At 73.6% G+C, this 13,113-nt stretch carries 11 protein-coding genes; 4 read left to right on the top strand and 7 right to left on the bottom strand.

Features of this window, described 5'->3' with window-relative positions; all coding sequences use genetic code 11:
• The first annotated feature begins 49 nt into the window (after positions 1–49).
• Positions 50–598, top strand: coding sequence for a hypothetical protein (locus AB0L89_RS27310; protein ID WP_365146099.1), 549 nt, complete (start codon positions 50–52; stop codon positions 596–598).
• A gap of 19 nt (positions 599–617) precedes the next feature.
• Here AB0L89_RS27310 and AB0L89_RS27305 read toward each other — a convergent pair whose 3' ends face one another.
• The 6 genes from AB0L89_RS27305 to AB0L89_RS27280 all read right to left on the bottom strand — a co-directional run bounded on the left by AB0L89_RS27305 (position 618) and on the right by AB0L89_RS27280 (position 8,193).
• Entirely contained in the window at positions 618–2,912 is a 2,295-nt protein-coding gene (locus AB0L89_RS27305; protein ID WP_365146096.1) for a hypothetical protein, read from the bottom strand.
• Positions 2,913–2,992: 80 nt separating this feature from the next.
• Entirely contained in the window at positions 2,993–3,742 is a 750-nt protein-coding gene (locus tag AB0L89_RS27300; RefSeq protein ID WP_365146093.1) for an ANTAR domain-containing protein, read from the bottom strand.
• Positions 3,743–3,808: 66 nt separating this feature from the next.
• The gene (locus tag AB0L89_RS27295) at positions 3,809–4,666 is read right to left on the bottom strand and encodes a GAF domain-containing protein (protein ID WP_365146090.1); all 858 of its coding nucleotides are present in this window, start codon (positions 4,664–4,666) and stop codon (positions 3,809–3,811) included.
• A 28-nt stretch (positions 4,667–4,694) separates the two neighbouring features.
• The gene (locus AB0L89_RS27290) at positions 4,695–6,557 is read right to left on the bottom strand and encodes a CheR family methyltransferase (protein ID WP_365146087.1); all 1,863 of its coding nucleotides are present in this window, start codon (positions 6,555–6,557) and stop codon (positions 4,695–4,697) included.
• On the bottom strand, positions 6,557–7,156 hold the full coding sequence (locus AB0L89_RS27285) for a chemotaxis protein CheB (protein ID WP_365146084.1): 600 nt from the start codon (positions 7,154–7,156) through the stop codon (positions 6,557–6,559). Before AB0L89_RS27285 ends, AB0L89_RS27290 begins: the two co-directional genes overlap by 1 nt.
• A 50-nt stretch (positions 7,157–7,206) precedes the next feature.
• A complete protein-coding gene (locus AB0L89_RS27280) occupies positions 7,207–8,193 on the bottom strand; it encodes an Lrp/AsnC family transcriptional regulator (RefSeq protein ID WP_365146081.1) in 987 nt (328 codons plus the stop codon).
• 185 nt (positions 8,194–8,378) lie between these two features.
• On the opposite strand from AB0L89_RS27280, the gene AB0L89_RS27275 reads away from it, so the two are divergent.
• The 3 genes from AB0L89_RS27275 (at position 8,379) to AB0L89_RS27265 (ending at position 11,513) form a co-directional block, all read left to right on the top strand.
• Complete coding sequence (locus AB0L89_RS27275) at positions 8,379–9,749, top strand: 2OG-Fe(II) oxygenase family protein (protein WP_365146077.1); 1,371 nt, start codon at positions 8,379–8,381, stop codon at positions 9,747–9,749.
• A gap of 262 nt (positions 9,750–10,011) precedes the next feature.
• Positions 10,012–10,761 carry a GAF and ANTAR domain-containing protein gene (locus AB0L89_RS27270; RefSeq protein ID WP_365146074.1) on the top strand — a complete coding sequence of 250 codons (750 nt, stop codon included), beginning with the start codon at positions 10,012–10,014 and terminating at the stop codon, positions 10,759–10,761.
• Positions 10,758–11,513: a GAF and ANTAR domain-containing protein gene (locus AB0L89_RS27265; RefSeq protein WP_365146071.1), complete on the top strand. Its 756-nt coding sequence runs from the start codon at positions 10,758–10,760 to the stop codon at positions 11,511–11,513. Before AB0L89_RS27270 ends, AB0L89_RS27265 begins: the two co-directional genes overlap by 4 nt.
• Positions 11,514–11,552: 39 nt before the next feature.
• Here AB0L89_RS27265 and AB0L89_RS27260 read toward each other — a convergent pair whose 3' ends face one another.
• Positions 11,553–12,929, bottom strand: coding sequence for a glutamate decarboxylase (locus AB0L89_RS27260; RefSeq protein WP_365146068.1), 1,377 nt, complete (start codon positions 12,927–12,929; stop codon positions 11,553–11,555).
• Positions 12,930–13,113: the final 184 nt, after the last annotated feature.

Raw genomic sequence — 13,113 nt, 5'->3', positions numbered from 1 at the left:
GTTGAGGCCCGACGTGCCACCCTGCCGCTCACCCGACGAGGAGATGGCCATGAGCGAACGCAACCACGACGCACTCAGGGCGAGTCACGCGGCGCGGGCCAGGAGCGCGGCGGTGCGCGCCGCCGCGCTCTGCCAGTACATCGAGCGTGCGGACGCCGAGGAGCGGCGCACGGAACAGCCGCGGCAGGCCGAGGGCGAGAACATCGCCTGGAAGGCCGCCCACGCGGCCCGTGTGTCCGCCCAGGCGCTGGCCGTGCTCGCCGAGAGCGCCGCCCACCCGGCCGCGGACTCCCGCTGCGCGCGCAACGCCGCCGCGTCCGCCGCCCAGGCCGCGCAGATGGGCCGGCTCCACGACGGATCGGGCGACCTCGCGGTCGCCGCCTGCGAGGCCGCGCTCAAGGCGTCGCAGGCCGCGTCCGACGCCGCGGGCAAGGAACACCTGGGCGAGAACGCGGAGTTGAACGCCCGCGCCGACGAGGCCGAGGCGGCGGCCGTCGCCGCCGCCGAGCGGGCGGGGTGGCTGCGGCCCGGCGAGCCGCTCCCCGAGGTGTCGACGGGCCTGCGCAGCCCCGAGCTGATGTCGATGATGCACCTCTGACCCCGAGCCAACAGGGCCGTCACCGCTCCTTGTTGAGCGCGTCCACCGCGCCCCGCGCGTCGCCGAGCGTGGCGAAGTCGACCGCGACGAAGTTCACCGGCCGGCCGCGCTCGCGCTCGCAGCGGTGCGCGCGGTCCAGGAGGAAGCGCCGCGCGTTGACCTCGGCGGCGTCGAGGCGGCTGCCGCCCGCGTCGGTGATGAAGTGGTTGAGCAGGAACAGCCGCTTGCCCGTGCCGCCCCGGTGGGGCACGCAGGACATCTCCCCGGGCGTGCGGAACGCGAACGGCGTCTCCATGGCGTACGTGTAGAAGTTCCGGTACCAGCGCGCGGGACCGTCGGCCTGCTCGGCGAAGACCACCAGACGGCGGCCCGAGCGGACCATCTCGCCGAGGGTGGGCCAGGGGCGGTCCGGGTCGGCGTCCGGGGTGAAGAGCAGCCGCTCCAGGCCCGCCTCGCGGAACGCCCGCTCGGTCTGCTCGCCGGTGATGGCGTCCTGGACGACCAGCGTCACCAGTTCACCGGGGTGGTCGTCCAGCCAGGCGCCGATCCGCTTCAGGGTCTCCACGAGCGGGATCGCGCCCGCGCGGCAGACGCCGTGGCACAGCCACAGGCCGGGGCGCGGCGGGTTGGCGGCGGCGATCAGCCCGGTGATCTGCTTCTTCGTCGCGGGCGGGAAGTCGGCCAGTTGGAGGCGGCCCGCGACCTCGTCGGGCTTCTCCCAGGTGTAGGTGTCGATGAGCAGGCCGCGCGCGCCCGCGTCGAGTTGCTCCTCGATGTCGGGGTCCTGGAGCGGCCCGATGAACTTGTCCGCCGTCGTGGACATCGAGTTGTGGGTGGCGAGGAAGGCCACCTCGTCGTAGCGCTTGCCGCACAGCGCCGCCGAGCCGAGGCACAGCTCGCGGGCGTCCCGGCCCGCAGCGGCCGGGGCGAGCACCGCGCCCGCCAGCGCGGCGGCCACCACGACACCCACCGCCACGCCCACCACACCGGTGCGCCTTCGCGGCGACCAGCCGGCCGTACGCCGGGTCAGCGCCGTCCCCGAGAGCCGCTCGCGCACCCGCTCGTGCCACCGGTCGTACGCGAACGCCCCGCCGACCAGCACGAGCCCGGCCAGCAGCGGCAGGGCCGCCGCGACGAACCCCACGGTCACCAGGGCGTCGGCCGCCCCGTGCTGGAGGTCGTCCAGGAGCCGGTTCAGGGACGGCGGCCAGGTGGCGGGCGGCCTCGCCACCAGGCCGTCCACCTGCCCGCGCACGTACAGCAGGACGAGCGCCGCCAGGGCGCCGCCCGCCGCGAGCCCCGTCCCCACCCGGCGCAGCCGCGCGGGCCACGACGGCGGCCCGGTCCGGGCGAGCAGCGCCACCGCCGCGAGCCCCAGCGCCACGGCCGCCCCCTGCACCACGCCCAGCGTCAGCTTCGTGAAGGCCCGCGCCTGCTTGACCGCGCCCAGGTCGACGCCCGCCTCCTCCAGGTCGGGCACCACGTTCCAGTGCCCGTCGTCGGTGAGGGCGGACAGGTCGCCCGTGGCGTCGCGCTGCCGGTCGCCGAGCGCGTACGGGCCCACGGCGGCGAGCGCGGAGGCCACGTCGCCGGTCGCCAGCGCCGCCGCCACCTGGGGGCGCAGGGCGGCCCGCTCCTTCTCGGGCACCGGCCGAAGGAGCCAGTCCGTCGCCTGCCGCGCGCCCTCGGCGTCCAGGCGCAGCTCGGGCAGCGACTCGGGGCGCCGCCCGGCCGCGATGTCGCCGAGCGCCCCGGACAGCTCGCGCGTGAACGCGGGGAAGTCGGCCGTCTCGCGGCCCTGCACGGAGGCGACCAGATCGCCCAGGTAGATCTGGGCCAGACCGCCGATGTTGGTGAGGACGGGCTCCAGGTCGACCGTGAGCGCGAGCTTCGGCTCGTCGCCGCGCAGATAGCCCACGGCGTGGCCGATCTGTTCGTCCACCAGGGTGCGCAGGGTGGCGGGCGGCAGCACGTTCTTCAGGTTCGCGGTCACCTGCGCCTGCGGGACGGGCAGGCGCCCGAGCAGGTCGCGGGTGACGCGGGTGGTCGCCGGGTCGACGAGCACCTCGTCGTAGAGCCGTTCGTAGGCGTCCTGCTCGTCCAGGACGCTCTGGTAGTACGCGCGGTTGAGCAGCGTGCTGCGCGCGGTGCCGGCGAGGACCAGGACAAGCACCGACAGGGCCAGGACGGCGCAGGCCACCGGCCGCACCCACGCCCGCCGTCCGCCGGGCGGCACCCGGCCGGGTGCTCCGGACGGCACCCCGGGTGCCCCGGGGCCGTCGTCGCGCACGCTCCGGTCGTCCGTCGGGCTCACGCACCGATCATCCGTCGGTCCGCGCGCCGGGGCACGTCAGAAGCGCCTCGGCCGGCCGCGGGCGGCGCTCCCGGCGCGCGTCAGGAGGACTCCCGGCCGGCGGCGGAGTCCTCCTGGCCGAGCGCGAGACGGCCGCTGATCACGTCCTGGGCGACGTCGTTCAGCCGCCGGCGGCCGGCGCGCGCGTGGCCGCGCAGCAGGGCGAAGGCTTCGTCGGGCGGGACCGCGAGCCGGACGGAGAGCGCGCCCTTCGCCTGCTCGATGAAGACCCTGCTGACGAGGGCGTGTTCCAGCTGGCCGACCAGGACACGGCTCTCGTCGAGCAGGCGGCTCCGCTCCAGGCTGATGGCCGCGGCGTCCGCGAGGGACTGCCCGAGCGCCAGGGCGCCGGGACCGAGGGGCGCCGGGCCGAGGAGGGTCAGCGCACCCGCGCCGGGCGGTTCGTCCGCGGTCCGCAGGGGCAGGGCGGTGACCCAGCGGTGCCCCAGGTCCTTCGCCCCGGCCGTGTACCGGGGCCAGCGCGTGCGGACCACCGGTTCGGTCACATCGGCGTACCGCACAGGGGAGTTGGCGCTCTCGCAGTCGTGTCCCGGACCCTCGCGCCAGCCGGCCGCGGCCAGCTCCAGACGGCCCACGGCGGGCTCCGAACCCGCCGTCTCGACGCCGTCGGCGCGCCCCGCGCGCACGGCGGCCGCCGCGCAGCCGTCGAGCAGCTCGACGCTGTACCGCGCCAGCAGGTCCAGGACACCGGCGCCCTCGGCGGACGCCGAAAGGGATGCGCCCGCCAGGTCGACGAACACCTCTGCGAGCCGCTGTTCCGGTGGAGTCACACCCGAGCCCTTCTTCCCTTGGATCGGTTCGGTCGGCGGCGTCGACGGAGCCGTCCGCCCGCGCCGTCAGTACAGTTCGCCGGAGTCCGCCAGCACCCGCTGCGCGATGACGTCCGTGGACAGGCCCTCCGCGAAGGCTCTGGCCTTGATCACGGACAGCGCGTCCTCGACGGAGCCGCCCATCCGCACGGAGTGGGCGCCCGCCGCCTGGTGCACGGTGTCCCGGTGGTCGGTGCCCCCGTACAGCTCCGGTTCCGGATCGGGGCCGAGCAGCACCGTGTGCGTCAGCGCCTCGGCGACCTCGGCACAGACCGCCTGTCCCATCTGCCGCGGCCGGGGTTCGTAGAGCGTGAGGGCGCCGAGGCACAGGCCCGAGGCCTCCAGCGGCACCGCGAGCACACACTTCAGGCCGAGCCCGACCAGCTCCGGGCCGTACCCCGGCCAGCGTGCCTCGATCGCCGACGGACCGCTGGCGCTGACCGGGACGCGGCGGTCGGTGGCGTCCCTGACCGGGCCCTCCTCCAGGATGAACTCCAGCTCCTGGGCGGCGCGGGAGGAGTCGTCGGACGCCGCGACGGCCAGCTGCGAGCGGTTCTGGCCCACCAGAGTGAGGGCCGCGCTGCGTGCACCGCACGCCTCGGCGACCCCCGTCATGAAGAGCGGGCGCGGATTCTGTCGCCGCGCCTCTTCCGTCAGCCGTCGGGCGAAAGCCTCCTGGAGCCGGGCCGAGGAGAGGTGCCGGGCCGCGATCCGACGGTGCGCGGCGGCCACGCTGAGATGGATGTCGCGCCGTTGCGTCCCGCGCGCCGCGAGGATCTCCTGGGCGTCCGCGGCGGCCTCGGCCCGGCGCGCCCGCTCGCGGGCGTTCGCGGCCCGGCGCCACACCACCGCCGCCACGCCCACAGGGTTCTCTCCCCGGCTCATATCGCTAGCGTACGCCGGGAAGAGGGAGTCAGCGCTCCGCTGCCGGCTGTTCTTCCATCATCAGGACGACCCCGCCGTTGTGCCCGTCGAACGGCGTACACACCACCGCACAAGTGATGGCTCTGCCACGGCGGTTGGTGGCCGGAACACTCACGGGCCCGACGCGCTTGCCCGTTTCGAGGCACTCCTGGATGACCGACTGCAGGGCCTCCGCGGGCAGTCCGAAGTCGAGGTCGAAGAAGGCCTCGCCGACGGTCTCGTCCGAGCGCAGGCCCCACAGGTCGGCCGCACCGCGGTTCCAGCACTTCACCTGCTTGCCCGCGTCCAGGACCACGACTCCGGCCGCGATGCTGCCGACCACGGCCTCCAGGAAGGCACGGGCCTCGTCCAGCTCCTCGGTGCGGACCCGCATCTCCTCGTTCATGGTCTCCAGCTCTTCGTTGCCCGACTGGAGTTCTTCGTTGGTGGTCTCCAGCTCCTCGTTCGTGGACTGGAGCTCCTCGTTGGTGGTCTCCAGCTCCTCGATGCTGGACTGGAGCTCCTCGTTGGTCGTCTCCAGCTCCTCGTTCGTGGACTGGAGCTCCTCGTACGCGGTCTCCAGGTCCTCGCGCACCCGCTTGTTCTCGGCCTTGAGCTGCGTGGCCACGGTCACGTCGGTGAAGGTGATGTTCGTGGCGGCCGGCAGGCCGTTGGAGGCCATGAGGGGGTGGATGAGGATGTCGAAGTACTGCACGTCCTCACTGACCTGCCGCTGCGCGCCGTTGAGCCGAAGGGTGCGGCGCTCGTGCGAGGCCTGCTCGATCAGCGAGCGCAGCTCCACCGGCCGGTAGGAGATCTCCAGGTCCTGGAAGGGGCGACCGACGTCGTTCGTGCTGAGCCCGAACTGGGAGCGCGCGCTGCTGTTGATCAGGATGACCTGGCCGTCGCCGTCCACGGCCACGGTCGGCGCCGGGATCGAGTCGGCGATCAGGTCGCGCAGCTGGCGGTGCCGGGCCGCCGTGCCGATCTCGGGGCCCAGGCCGGGCCTGCCCTTGATCGGGGCCGGCTGGTAGGGCGCCCCGGCCTCGCCGGGGCGGCGCCGGAAGACGCGCTGACGCATGCTCAGGACATCGAACCGGTCGGCGTCGTTGAGGAGCATCTCGGCCTTGCCGAGGAAGAGGAAACCGCCCTCGCGGAGCGCGAAGTGGAAGCGGTCGATGATCTGGGTCTGCGCCTCCACGTTGAAATACATCAGCGTGTTGCGGCACACGAGCAGGTCGAGGCGCGAGATCGGGGCGTCACGGGTGATGTCGTGCCGACCGAAGATCACCCGCCGGCGCAGGTCCTGGCGGAAGCTGTACTGCGTGCCGTTCGGCTCGAAGTAGCGGTCCCGCAAAGCGGGTTCGAGGCGTTCGAGCACCTTGGCCGGGTACATCCCGGAGCGGGCGGTGCGCAGCGCCTCCTCGTCGACGTCGGTGCCGTAGATCTTGACGCGGTTGAGCGCCTCGTTCGTGCCCAGCGCCTCCGCGAACATGATCGCCAGCGAGTACGCCTCCTCGCCGCTGGAGCAACCGGCGCTCCAGACGCGGATCTCCTCGTCGGCCGCCGCCTGGGACAGCACCTCGGGGACGACCTCGCGCTCCATGAACGTCCACGCGTCGGTGTCCCGGAACATCGAGGTGACGTTGATCAGGATCGTGTTGAACAGGTACCCGAACTCGTCCGCGTTCGTCTCCAGGCGGTCGCGGTAGTCGGCGTACGTCGTGGCGTCGACGTCGGACATGCGCTTGTGGATGCGCCGCCCCAGGGACGAGCGTTTGTAACCCGTGAAGTCGAATCCGCGCGCGTCGCGCAGGAAGCCGAGCAGCTCCTCCAGCTCCTCGTCCGGTTCAACGTCCGGCGTTTGGCTCATCATCGCCTCTTGGTCTCGACTAGTCCTCGGATCACTGCGGCGATCTCGTCGAGAGGCAGAACATAGTCCACTGAGCCCGTACCCACCGCCGCCGATGGCATGCCCTTGAATTCTGCCGTCTCGGGATCCTGGACGATCACCGTGCCGCCCCGCGACTTCACCGCGTCGACGCCCATGGCTCCGTCGCTCCCGGTGCCCGTCAGGACGCAGGCGATGGCCTGCGGCCCGTAGGCGCCCGCGACCGACTCGAACAGCAGGTCCGCGGAGGGCCGCAGGAAGTGCACGAGTTCCGTGCTCGAAAGGCTCAGGACGCCGCCGGTGCCGACCAGCAGATGCCGGTCGGGGGGCGCGATGTAGACGGTGCCGGGCACCGCGGCCTCGTCGGCATCGGCGAGCTTGACGCGCAGCGTGGTGCGCCGGTCGAGGATGTCGGCGAGCACGGTCCGGTGACGCGGGTCGAGGTGCTGGACCACCAGGATCGGCACCGGGAGATCCGCGTCGAGGCCGCCGAGGAGCTTCACGAGGCCGCTGATGCCTCCCGCGGAGGAGGCGAGCGCCACGATGGCATACCGGTCGGCCGAGGGCTCGTCTGCCGTCACGCGGCGAGCCTAGCCGAGGAAAGGCCCACGGCAGCGTGTCCGGACGCCCCTCATGACACGACGGGGGCGGCCGGCCCGGCGGGCGCGACGCGCTTCACCTCGCGGAGGGTGGGCGAGGTCTGGATGCCCTGGACGCCGGGGAGCGCGCCGACGCGGCGGTCGAGGTATTCGTACAGGCCCGCCGGGTCGCGGAAGATCCCGCTGGCGACGAGGTTGGCGTCGCCGGTGACCGCGGCGGCGAAGGCGATCTCGGGGTGGGTGGCGAGGGCCTCGCCGACGGCGCCCAGCCTGGCCGGGGCGACGTTCAGCCAGATGCGGGTGGCCATGTGGTGGCCGAGCAGCCGGGGGTCGAAGTCGACCGCGAAGCCCAGGGCGCCCTCGCCCCGGAGGCGGTCCAGGTGGCGCTGGACGCTGGAGGGCGAGCGCCCGGCGGCCGCGGCCAGCTCGGGCAGGGTCGCGCGGCCGTCGCGGGCCAGCCGGGTGAACAGGGTGCGGTCGGTGGCGTCGAGGGAGAGGGGGACGCCGTCGGCGGCGGGGGTGCCGGAATCCACCGCGGCCCCGGCGCCGCCCGTCGGCCCGAAACGGGTGGCGTGCCAGGTGCTGGTGGCGCCGACGAAGGTGCGCAGCATGCAGTGGGCGCCGACGGAGAGGACCTGCGGGGTGCGCGGGAGCTTCTCCAGGAGCAGGGAATCGCGCTGGTCGCAGGTGCGGACGTCGAGGGCGCAGTACAGCTCGGTGCCGCCGGCCGCGAGCGTCACCCAGGAGGTGTCGGGGCGCCGGGCCAGCGCCTCGGCGACGGTGCCCGCGGCGTCCGGCGTGCAGTGCAGCCGCAGCAGCCAGCGGGTCAGCCCGAGGCGGGCGGGCACGGGGTGGCCGACGACGCGCAGGCCGAGCGCGCGAAGGCGCTGGTGGCGGCGGGCGACGGTGCGTTCGGAGACGCCCAGCTCGCGGGCGACGCGGCTGAAGGGGGTCCGCCCGTCGAGCTGAAGGGCGCGCAGCAGGCGCTGGTCGAGCTCGTCGAGTACGCCGGATTCCACCGCTGCCGCCCCTCGCGCCGCCTGATCCTGCCGTTTCCCACGGTAGGGCTTGGGGCGGGCCGGTCGAGGTCCGGATGGTGGTCCGGCACCGACCGGCGGGGCGCTCCCGCCCCGCCGACGCAACCGCTGCTCCCGCGCCGAAGGTGCCGGACAGCACCACCAACGCCCACCCGAAAGGACCCCTCATGGCGCACGCGCCCATCCCCGTCGTCGACATCGGCCCCTCGGCCTCCCCCGACACCCCGGCCCTCGTCGACCGGGCCCTGCGGAACACCGGGTTCCTCCTCATCACCGGGCACGGGATCCCGGCCGCCCTGCCCGGACGGGTCCGTGCGGCGGCACGGGAGTTCTTCCGGCTGGACCCGGACGTCAAGGGGCGTTACACGGACGGGCGCCGCGGCTGGATCGGACGCGAGCGGTTCGTCGTCAGCCGGTCCGAGGAGGACCGCGCATGGCCGGAGGGACGCGGCACGTCCACAGGAGCCCGCGACCGGGTCGCGGGCGACCCCGCCCGGTCCGGAGGAGACCGCACCCGGCTGGAAGGACACGGCACATCCGCAAGAGACCACGGCCGGTTCGCAGGTGACCCCGCCCGGGTCGCAGGCGACCGCACCCGGCCGGAGGAGTACGGCACATCCGCAGAAGACCGCGACCCGGTCGGAGGCGACCCCGCCCAGCCCGCAGGCGGCCGTGCCCGGTCCGGAGGCGACCGCACCCGGCCGGAGGGACACGGCACATCCGCAGGACACCCCGACCGGTTCGCAAGCGACCCCGACCGGTCCGCAGGCGCCCCCGCCCGGCCGGAGGAGTACGGCACATCCGCAGAAGAGCGCGACCCGGTCGCGGGGGACCCCGCCCGGCCCGGAGGCGATCGCACCCGGCCCGGAGACGACCGTCGCGACACCCCGCCCGACCTCGTCGAGATCTGGTCGGCCTGTGCCGACGGCGCGTCCCGGTTCCCCCGCCGCTGGCCCGCCGAAGTCCCCGTCCTGCACCCGCTCGTGACCGAGTACACCGACCGGATGCGCCGGCTGGCCGACACCCTCCTCACCGTCATGGCGGCGGCGCTCGGCGGCCCGGCCGACCTCTTCACCCGTCACACCGCCGACCCCCACTGGGACTTCATCCTCAACCGGTACCCGGCGGCGCACGAGACGGGCCCCGCCGCCCCCGGCCAGCACCGCATCGGGCCGCACACCGACTTCGGGCTGCTCACGCTCCTGGACCGGCAGCGGGGCCGGGGCGGTCTCCAGGTCCACGACGACGTGCACGGCTGGCGGGACGCGCCCTGGGAGCCGGGCGCGATCACGCTCAACATCGGGGATCTGATGGCCCGGTGGAGCGGGGACCGCTGGCGCTCGGGCAGGCACCGCGTGCTGCCCCCGCAGCCGGACGCCCCGCACGAGGAGCTGACCTCGCTGGTGTACTTCCACTCCTGCGCCCCCGGCACGACCGTCGAGTCCCTGCCGGCACCGCTCGGCCGCAGGTCGTACGCGCCCGTCCTGGCCGGGGAGTACCTCAGGAGCAAGATGGACGCCATCCGGGCCACGGAGTAACAGCGGGCCGCGTCGTGGCCCGTCGTCCGCTCGTCCGCAGGTCCGGCACGCAGTACGCTGCCGGTGCGGGCGCCCCTGACCCTGGCGCTCTCCGTATTCGGCTGTCCGGCTCGTTTCGCGCTCCAGAGGCCCCGCGCACAGAAGCACGGTCCGTATCGGTGGTGACGTGACGGAGACGCCGCCCCGATCGGCCGGACCGCCTCCTGTGCGCCGTCTCCGGGCCCGCCCGGTGAGGCGCGCAGCCACAGCGAAACGGAGAGCGGTGATCAGCGACGGCATGGCCGGCGTTCTGCGCTCGCTGCGCCTCGGTTCGGCCGAGCACCTCGCCGAGGATGCCGCACGGGCTCTCGACGCCGCCGGATTCGCGGTGTCCCTGCTGGTCGGCAACGGCCGTGTGGCGGAGCCCATCTGGTGCTTCCCCGAGCTGAGCGTCCGTCTGGAGGAGCTCCAGTTCACGCTGGGCGAGGGGCCGGGGCTCGACGCCGTCCGCACCGGCACGCCCGTGCTCGAACCGGACCTGTCGACGGTGCGGCCCGCGCGGTGGCCCGCCTTCCTGCCCGCGGCCCGCGAGCTCGGTGTGTCGGGCGTGTGCTGCTTCCCGCTGGGGATCGGCGCGATCCGGCTCGGCGTCCTGACCGTGCTCTGCGCCGAGCCCCGCGGGCTCTCCCGGCAGCAGTACGACGACGCCGCCGCGCTGACCGCCGCGCTCACCAGCGCCTTCCTCAACGGCGACCGCGGCCCGGCGCAGGGGAACGATGGACCGGGCGGCGCGGGCACGACCATGCTCATCGGCCAGCCGAAGGAGCTGGGCCGGGCCGTGGTGCACCAGGCGACCGGCATGGTGAGCGTGCAGCTGGGCGTGACGCTGGCGGAGGCGGTCGTGCGGCTGCGCGCCTACGCGTATGCCAGTGAGCGCACACTGGCCTCCGTGGCACAGGACGTGGTCGCCAGAAGGCTTCGCTTCAGCGACGATATGAGTGGGCCGTATCCGAAAGACGGTGGAGAGGGATGATCGACTTGGCCCGCGAACAGCGTCTGGCACAGGTCTTCGTCGAGGTGGCGGACACGCTCCTCGACGATTTCGACGTGCTGGACCTGCTGCAGCGGCTGGCCACCCGGAGCGTGGAGCTCCTCGGGGTCGCGGCCGCCGGCATCCTGCTCGCCGACGCCAACGAAGAGCTGCAGATCATGGCGGCGTCCGAGGAGCACACCCGGCTCCTGGAACTGTTCGCCCTCCAGCACGACCTGGGGCCGTGCGTCGAGTGCTACCGCAGCGGGGAGCCCCGGCCCAACATCGACCTCACCGCAGCCGGCTCCCTGACGCGCTGGCCGGGCTTCACCGAGCGGGCCCTCGCCACCGGGTACGTCACCACGCACGCGATCCCGCTGCGGCTGCGCAAACGGGTCGTCGGCGCGCTCAACCTCTTCCAGAGCGCCGGCCGGCCGCTGCGCGAGGACGACATCGCGCTCGCCCAGGCCTTCGCCGACGTCGCCACCCTCGCGATCCTCCAGCAGCGCACCCTGGAGCGGGCCCACCTGGAGAACATCCAGCTCCGGTCGGTGCTGGACAGCCGAGTGGTGGTCGAGCAGGTCAAGGGCATCCTGGCCGAGCGCTGGCAGACGACGCCGGACGTGGCGTTCGACGCGTTCCGCCGCCATGCCCGCGCCCAGCGGCTGCACCTGTCGGAGCTGGCCGAGCGCATCATCGACGGCAGCTTCGACACCGCGGCCATCCCCGCGCCGGAGCCGCGCGCCCACCGGTGACGACGTCCCGTCGCCGGTGCCGCGCGCGGCGGGCGGACCTCAGTGGTGGAACCCGGGTGTCTCCGGCGCCCCCGTCGTCCCGCCCGACAGGCGCTCGACGGCCGCCCGCAGGTCCCGGGCGAGCAGCATGATCTTGTCGTGGCCGATGCCGTGCCGGACCAGGACCCGCTGGATCACGGTCTCGTGGCGCTCGGGCGGCAGCGGGTAGGCGGGCACCTGCCAGCCGCGGGTGCGCAGCTGCTCGGTGAGGTCGTAGAGCGTGAACCCCTTCGTGGGGTCGGTGAGGGTCCAGGAGACGGCGGGCAGCGCGCCCCGGCCGTCGTAGAGCAGCGTGAAGGGGCCCATCCGCTCGATCTCGGCGGCCAGCGCGCGGGCGCTGGCCGCGCACGCCTCGTACACCTTGCGGTAGCCCTCGCGGCCGAGCCGCAGCAGCGTGTAGTACTGCGCGACGATCTCGCCGCCGGGGCGGGAGAAGTTGAGGGCGAAGGTGGGCATGTCGCCGCCGAGGTAGTCGACGCGGAAGACGAGGTCCTCGGGGAGGTCGTCGGCCGAGCGCCACACGATCCAGCCGACGCCGAGCGGGGCCATGCCGTACTTGTGGCCGGAGGAGTTGATGGAGGCGACCCGTTTCACGCGGAAGTCCCAGACCAGCTCGGGCTGGAGGAAGGGCGCGACGAAGCCGCCGCTGGCCGCGTCCACGTGGATCGGCACGTCGAGGCCGGTGTCCGCCTGGATGGCGTCGAGTTCGGCGGCGATCTCGGCGACGGGTTCGTAGTCGCAGGTGAAGGTGACGCCGAGGATGGCGACGACGCCGATGGTGTTCTCGTCGACGTACTCGCGCAGCTGGTGGGGGCGCAGGCCGGTGGCGCCGGGCTCCAGCGGGACCTGGCGCAGCTCGACGTCGAAGTAGCGGGCGAACTTCTCCCAGCACACCTGGACCGGGCCGCAGACGAGGTTGGGCCGGTCGGCCGGTTTGCCCGCGGCCCTGCGGGCCGCGCGCCAGCGCCACTTGAGCGCGAGGCCGCCGAGCATGCCGGCCTCGCTGGACCCGGTGGTGGAGCACCCCATGGTGGTCTCCTGCTCGGGGGAGTTCCACAGGTCGGCGAGCATGTGCACACAGCGGGACTCGATCTCCGCCGTCTGCGGGTACTCGTCCTTGTCGATCATGTTCTTGTCCAGGCACACGTCCATGAGGTGGTGCACCTCGGGCTCGGCCCAGGTGGTGCAGAACGTGGCGAGGTTCTGGGACGAGTTGCCGTCGAGCGCCAGCTCGTCCTTGATCATCGCGGCCACGGCGCGCGGGTCGGAGCTGTGCTCCGGGACCTTGAGCGCGGGCAGCCTCCGCATGCTTATCGGCAGGCTGTAGATGTCTTCGTACGCCTGACGGGTCTCGCTGGACACCTCGTGCAGCCCCACGGCGGCGATCCTTTCACCTCAAAGCGGAAGCAATCGGACCACCAGCTTCTCAGAGACGCCCGGAGCTGTCGCCGACCGATCCGGCATCGATTCGTCGCCTGACGCCCCGTTCCGCTGGCCGGTCGGTGCTGTCACCATGCGGAGTCCAGGTTGTGCGGGGAGTCGTCCTCAGTGGGGGGTCGTC

Origin of the sequence: Streptomyces sp. NPDC052114, from assembly GCF_040680155.1 — a bacterium.
Taxonomy (GTDB): Bacteria; Actinomycetota; Actinomycetes; order Streptomycetales; family Streptomycetaceae; genus Streptomyces.
This window is presented reverse-complemented; position numbering and strand designations above follow the sequence as displayed.

Bases quoted from the DNA above. Each gene is read 5' to 3' on its own strand.
- AB0L89_RS27310 (WP_365146099.1), top strand. From the start codon at position 50: ATGAGCGAACGCAACCACGACGCACTCAGGGCGAGTCACGCGGCGCGG.
- AB0L89_RS27295 (WP_365146090.1), bottom strand. From the start codon at position 4,666: ATGAGCCGGGGAGAGAACCCTGTGGGCGTGGCGGCGGTGGTGTGGCGC.
- AB0L89_RS27290 (WP_365146087.1), bottom strand. From the start codon at position 6,557: ATGAGCCAAACGCCGGACGTTGAACCGGACGAGGAGCTGGAGGAGCTG.
- AB0L89_RS27275 (WP_365146077.1), top strand. From the start codon at position 8,379: ATGGCGCACGCGCCCATCCCCGTCGTCGACATCGGCCCCTCGGCCTCC.
- AB0L89_RS27265 (WP_365146071.1), top strand. From the start codon at position 10,758: ATGATCGACTTGGCCCGCGAACAGCGTCTGGCACAGGTCTTCGTCGAG.